We start from the raw sequence: 5950 nt of genomic DNA, 5'->3' as shown, positions 1-5950 counted from the left end.
CAACCGGACCCACCCCGCCTTCGACAGTTTTCCGCGATCTGCAGTAGATCCACGCCATGCGTGGATGAACATCTGTCAGATTTCGAAGGTTTGATGAGATCAGAAGCCCAGCCGTTGTCACCGTCACCGGGAATCTGTCAGAGGCGGGGCGGTKTGGGTTGGCAGGACCGCAGGCGCCATGGATGGCGCCTACGAGCCCCCATGGAAGGGTTTACGGSGCGTCCTGCCAACCCACATCGCCCCGCCAAGCAAACAGACAACCCAGAGCCAGCTGTTGCTGTTGCTGTTGCTGTTGCTTTGGCCTCGGCGGGTGCCGGGCGCAGCCCGGCCGACCAACCCCTTGATTTCGGGACAATCACCCCTACCCCTTGGCGAGGCCGCACGCGCTTGCGCGGCACCGCACATGGAGCCCTACCCGATGACCGAGACGACCCAGACCGAAACCCTTGGCTTCCAGACCGAAGTCAAGCAGCTGCTGCAGCTGATGATCCACTCGCTGTACTCCAACAAGGAGATCTTCCTCCGCGAGCTGGTCTCCAATGCCGCCGACGCCGCCGACAAGCTGCGCTTCGAAGCCCTGACCCAGCCTGAGCTGCTGGAAGGCGACAGCGAACTGCGCGTGCGCGTCAGCTTCGATCCGGCCGCCCACACCATCACCATCGAAGACAACGGCATCGGCATGAGCCGCGCCGATGCCATCACCCACCTCGGCACCATCGCCAAGTCCGGCACCGGCGACTTCCTGCGCCAGCTGTCCGGCGACCAGAAGAAGGACTCGCAGCTGATCGGCCAGTTCGGCGTCGGCTTCTACAGCGCCTTCATCGTCGCCGACGAAGTGGAAGTCACTTCGCGCCGCGCAGGCCTGGCCGCCAATGAAGGCGTGCGCTGGACCTCGCGTGGCGAAGGCGATTTCGATGTCGCCACCATCGACAAGGCCGAGCGCGGCACCCGCATCGTCCTGCACCTGAAGGACGGCGAGCACGACTTCGCCGACGGCTGGCGCCTGCGCAGCATCCTCAAGAAGTACTCCGACCACATCGGCCTGCCGATCCAGATGCCCAAGGAAGGCGGCGAAGAAGGCGCCGCGATCGAGTGGGAAACCGTCAACCGCGCCAGCGCGCTGTGGACCCGCCCGCGCACCGAGATCAGCGATGCGGAGTACACCGAGTTCTACAAGCACGTCGCCCACGACCACAGCGACCCGCTGGCGTGGAGCCACAACAAGGTCGAAGGCAAGCTGGAGTACACCTCGCTGCTGTACGTGCCGGGCCGCGCGCCGTTCGACCTGTACCACCGCGATGCGCCCAAGGGCCTGAAGCTGTACGTGCAGCGCGTGTTCGTGATGGACCAGGCCGAGCAGTTCCTGCCGCTGTACCTGCGTTTCATCAAGGGCGTGGTCGATTCCAACGACCTGTCGCTGAATGTCTCGCGCGAGATCCTGCAGTCCGGCCCGGTCATCGATTCGATGAAGGCCGCGCTGACCAAGCGTTCGCTGGACATGCTGGAGAAGCTGTCCAGCGACAAGCCCGAGCAGTACGCCACGTTCTGGAAGGAATTCGGCCAGGTGCTGAAGGAAGGCCCGGCCGAGGACTACAACAACCGTGAGAAGGTCGCCGGTCTGCTGCGCTTCGCTTCCACCCGTGGCGAGGCCGATGCGCAGACCGTCTCGTTGGCCGACTACATCGGCCGCATGGCCGAAGGCCAGGACAAGATCTATTACCTGACCGGCGAGAGCTACAGCCAGGTGCGCAACAGCCCGCACCTGGAAGTGTTCCGCAAGAAGGGCATCGAAGTCCTGCTGCTSACCGAYCGCATCGACGARTGGCTGATGGGSTACCTGMCCGAKTTCGACGGCAAGGGCTTCGTCGACATCGCCCGCGGCGACCTCGACCTGGGCGCGCTGGAGAGCGAAGCGGACAAGCAGGAGCAGGAAGCCGCAGCCAAGGACAAGCAGGGCCTGGTCGAGCGCCTGAAGAACGTGCTCGGCGATGACGTGGCCGAAGTGCGCGTGTCGCACCGCCTGACCGATTCGCCGGCGGTGCTGGCCATCGGCGAACAGGACCTGGGCCTGCAGATGCGCCAGATCCTGGAAGCCAGCGGCCAGAAGGTACCCGACAGCAAGCCGGTGCTGGAGATCAACCCGGGTCATCCGCTGATCGCCAAGCTGGATGCCGAAGCCGATGGCGCACGTTTCGACGACCTGGGCCGGGTGCTGTTCGACCAGGCCGCACTGGCCGCCGGCGACAGCCTGAAGGACCCGGGTGCCTACGTGGCCCGTCTGAACAAGCTGCTGCTGGAACTGTCGGCCTGACCGATGCCGGGATCGCCCGGCCTGGCGGTGCCAACCTCGGTTGGCACCGCCATTGCCCCGGTAGATGCCAACCTTGGCTGGCGCTGCTGTTGACCTGGTAGATGCCAACCTTGGTTGGCGTTGCTGTTGGCCTGGTAGATGCCAACCTTGGTTGGCGCTTGAAAAGCTGCCGAGCAGGGCTTGACTGCAAAAGCGTGCCAACCAAGGTTGGCACCTACCAGAGCCGGTCGGATCAGGCACGCACCAGAGCCGGTCGGATCAAGCCCGTCCCAGATGCGGTCGGATCAGACCCATCCCAGATGCGGTCGGATCAAGCCTGCCGATCCAGCAGCGAGCCCAGCATCTGGTCCTCGCRGCGGATCAGCGCGGCATTGGCGGCGAAGGCCACCACCTCGGCCTTGGCAGCCAACAGATCGCCCAGCGGTGCGGTCGGATCGGTGTCGCCATGGGACGTCACGCGGGTGTCCACCCCGCCCTGCGCTGCGGCATCGCGCTGCAGCTGCAGTCGTGGCGCATCCGGGGTCGCCAGGTTGGCCACATTGTGCGCTGCCACCTGCACGCCCTGCTGGGCCGCACGCATCCGGCTGAGCGCAACACCTGTCACATCGTTCATCGGCGGTCTCCCAGGCCACCCAACGCAGCCCTCCGGACCGGTTAACGGCCGCGTAGCTGCGACCTTGAGTCCACGCCGGCCATACAGGCCCGGGTGGTAGCATATCCCTCTGATTTCAGCGCCTTTTGCCAATGCTCAGTTTTTTCCGCCGCAAGAAGCCCCAGGACGCCGCCACACCGGACGCGCCCAAGACCCAGCATTACTYGGCTGAAGAGCTGGCGGCGGCATTCCCGTCGGCAGCGCCACCCGAGCAGGCCCCGGCCGCACCGGTAGCCCCGCCGATGGTGGAAGCGCCTGTGCCAGCTGCCACGCCCGAGGTCGTTGCGCCCGCAACGTCAATCGCGCCGGCCCCGCAAGCACCACTGCGGACGGCGCAGGAAACCATCCCCGAAGCCGCGCCCGCCCGCGTGCTGGCGCCGGAGAACTTCGAAGCCGAAGCGGCCGCCGCCGCCGCGGTGCTCGCCCCGCTGGCCCCGGTCATCCCGGCGCAGGAACCAGCCGCCCCCGCCGCCGATCTGCCGGTACTGGTCGATGCCCCGGCTGCTGCGGCGGGCAAGCCCGGCTGGCGCGAGCGCCTGCGCAACAGTGCGTTCGCCCGCAGTTTCGGCGGCCTGTTCTCGCGCAACCCCAAGCTCGATGACGACCTGCTGGACGAGATCGAGACCGCGCTGCTGACCGCCGACGTTGGCGTTGCCGCCACCACCGACCTGATCGCCGACCTGCGCAAGCGCATGAAGGCGCGCGAGTTCATCGATGCCAATGCCCTGCTGGCGGCACTGCGCGCGGACCTGATCGCGATCCTGCAGCCGGTATCCAAGCCGCTGGTCATCGACCGCAACGCCAAGCCCTTCGTGATGCTGACCGTGGGCGTCAACGGCGTCGGCAAGACCACCACCATCGGCAAGCTGGCCAAGCGCTTCAAGGACGAGGGCCACAGCCTGATGCTGGCCGCTGGCGATACCTTCCGCGCCGCCGCCGTCGCCCAGCTGCAGATCTGGGGCGAGCGCAACGGCGTGGCCGTGGTCGCGCAGGGGCAGAACGCTGATGCCGCCTCGGTGGCCTACGATGCGCTGCAGGCCGGCAAGGCCCGCGGCACCTCGGTACTGATCGCCGATACCGCAGGCCGCCTGCACACCCAGTCCGGGCTGATGAACGAGCTGGGCAAGATCCGCCGCGTGCTCGGCAAGATCGACGAGAACGCGCCGCACGAAGTGCTGATGGTGATCGACGGTACCACCGGCCAGAACGCGCTTTCGCAGCTGCGCCAGTTCAATGCCGCGGTCAAGGTGACCGGCCTGGTGGTGACCAAGCTGGACGGTACCGCCAAGGGCGGCGTGGTGTTCGCGCTGGCCCGCGAGTTCGGCATTCCGATCCGTTTCGCTGGCATCGGCGAGCGCCCGGAGGACCTGCGCGTGTTCGATCCGGAAGCCTTCGTCGACGCCCTGTTGCCCGAAGCGCTGGGCACTGCCTGACGCGTCCGCATCCACGCATGGCGTGGCTCTACTGCAACCCGGTAGAGCCACGCCATGGGTGACCGGCCGCTGCCGTAGTAGAGCCACCCCATGGGTGGCTGCCTTTTGGAGTACCGATGCCCCGCCAGCCGAACGCCAGCGCCACGTCCGCCCCTGAGCACGGCTTCGTTGCCCGCCTGCTGCACTGGTTCGACGACCACGGCCGCCACGACCTGCCCTGGCAGCATCCACGCAGCCCGTACCGGGTGTGGTTGTCGGAGATCATGCTGCAGCAGACCCAGGTGGCCACGGTCATTCCGTACTTCCACCGTTTCCTGCAGCACTTCCCCACCCTGCCCGACCTTGCCGCCGCCAGCAACGACGCGGTAATGGCGCAGTGGGCCGGCCTGGGCTACTACGCACGTGCACGCAATCTGCACGCCGCCGCCAAGCGCTGCGTGGCCGAGCACGGCGGCGACCTGCCGCGTGATTTCGATGCCCTGCACGACCTGCCCGGCATCGGCCGCAGCACCGCCGGCGCGATCCTCAGCCAGGCCTGGAACGACCCGTTCGCGATCCTCGATGGCAACGTCAAGCGCGTGCTCAGCCGCTATCACGGCGTCGACGGCTTCCCTGGCCTGCCCRCCATCGAAAAGCAGCTGTGGGCCATCGCCGAAGCRCAGGTCGCCCAGGTGCCGGCTGGACGCATGGCCGACTACACCCAGGCGCAGATGGACCTCGGTGCCACGGTCTGCAGCCGGTCCAGACCGGCCTGCGTGATCTGTCCGCTGCAGGCCGATTGCGTGGCACGTCGCGAAGGCCGCACCGCCGAGCTGCCAACCGCAAAGCCAAGCAAGACGCTGCCCGAACGCGAGGCGGTGGCTTTGCTGCTGCGCGACAAGCAGCAGCGCGTACTGCTGCAGAAGCGGCCGGACACCGGCATCTGGGCACAGTTGTGGACGCTTCCGCAGGCCGAAGCGGGCAGCGAGCTGCAGGACTGGTTCGACGTCCACGTCGATGGTTCGCTGGAAGATGCCGAGGAGCTGCCAGTGCTGCAGCACACCTTCAGCCACTACAAGCTGCACCTGCAGGTATTGTCACGGCAGGTGCGCGGCCTGCGCGTGGAAGAACCCACGCTGCGCTGGGTTGGCGCCGCCGAACTGCCTGCACTGGGCTTGCCTGCCCCCATCCGCAAACTGCTTGAGGGCGCGCCCATCAAGAGCCCGAAGCGAACTTCCGCAAAATCCCGCAACCACGAGTGAGTGCCATGCCCCGAACCGTCTTCTGCCAGTACGAACAACGCGATGCCGAGGGCCTGGACTTCGTGCCTTACCCGGGGGAACTGGGCCAGCGTGTGTTCAACCACATCGGCAAGCCGGCGTGGACCGCATGGCTGGCACACCAGACCATGCTGATCAACGAGAACCGCCTTTCCCCGCGAAAGCCGGAGCATCGCGCCTTCCTGGAGACGGAACTGGTGAAGTTCCTGTTCGAGAAGGACGCGGAGAAGCCCGCCGGGTTCACCCCCGAAGCCTGACCTACCGGTAGCGCCGGGCCATGCCCGGCGTCCAGCCA

General features: G+C 66.8%; 5 protein-coding genes. 4 read left to right on the top strand and 1 reads right to left on the bottom strand.

Translation table 11 applies throughout. From position 1 onward, the window contains the following. Positions 1–418 precede the first annotated feature (418 nt). A complete protein-coding gene (htpG, locus tag AC1DJN_RS20090) occupies positions 419–2311 on the top strand; it encodes a molecular chaperone HtpG (protein ID WP_478039952.1) in 1893 nt (630 codons plus the stop codon). A 310-nt stretch (positions 2312–2621) separates the two neighbouring features. On the opposite strand, the gene AC1DJN_RS20085 is transcribed toward htpG, so the two are convergent. Then, positions 2622–2924, bottom strand: coding sequence for a hypothetical protein (locus AC1DJN_RS20085; protein WP_478039949.1), 303 nt, complete (start codon positions 2922–2924; stop codon positions 2622–2624). Positions 2925–3055: 131 nt separating this feature from the next. Here AC1DJN_RS20085 and ftsY point away from each other — a divergent pair, with 131 nt between their 5' ends. The 3 genes from ftsY to AC1DJN_RS20070 all read left to right on the top strand — a co-directional run bounded on the left by ftsY (position 3056) and on the right by AC1DJN_RS20070 (position 5912). Further along, on the top strand, positions 3056–4396 hold the full coding sequence (gene ftsY, locus AC1DJN_RS20080; RefSeq protein ID WP_478039947.1) for a signal recognition particle-docking protein FtsY: 1341 nt from the start codon (positions 3056–3058) through the stop codon (positions 4394–4396). A 116-nt stretch (positions 4397–4512) separates the two neighbouring features. Further along, a complete protein-coding gene (mutY, locus tag AC1DJN_RS20075; protein ID WP_478039945.1) occupies positions 4513–5637 on the top strand; it encodes an A/G-specific adenine glycosylase in 1125 nt (374 codons plus the stop codon). Positions 5638–5642: 5 nt separating this feature from the next. Continuing rightward, a complete protein-coding gene (locus AC1DJN_RS20070; RefSeq protein ID WP_025878821.1) occupies positions 5643–5912 on the top strand; it encodes an oxidative damage protection protein in 270 nt (89 codons plus the stop codon). Positions 5913–5950: the final 38 nt, after the last annotated feature.

Source organism: Stenotrophomonas sp. 05L414_2 (assembly GCF_056397905.1).
Note: the sequence above shows the minus strand (reverse complement) of the source record. Positions and strands in the feature narration are given on the sequence as shown.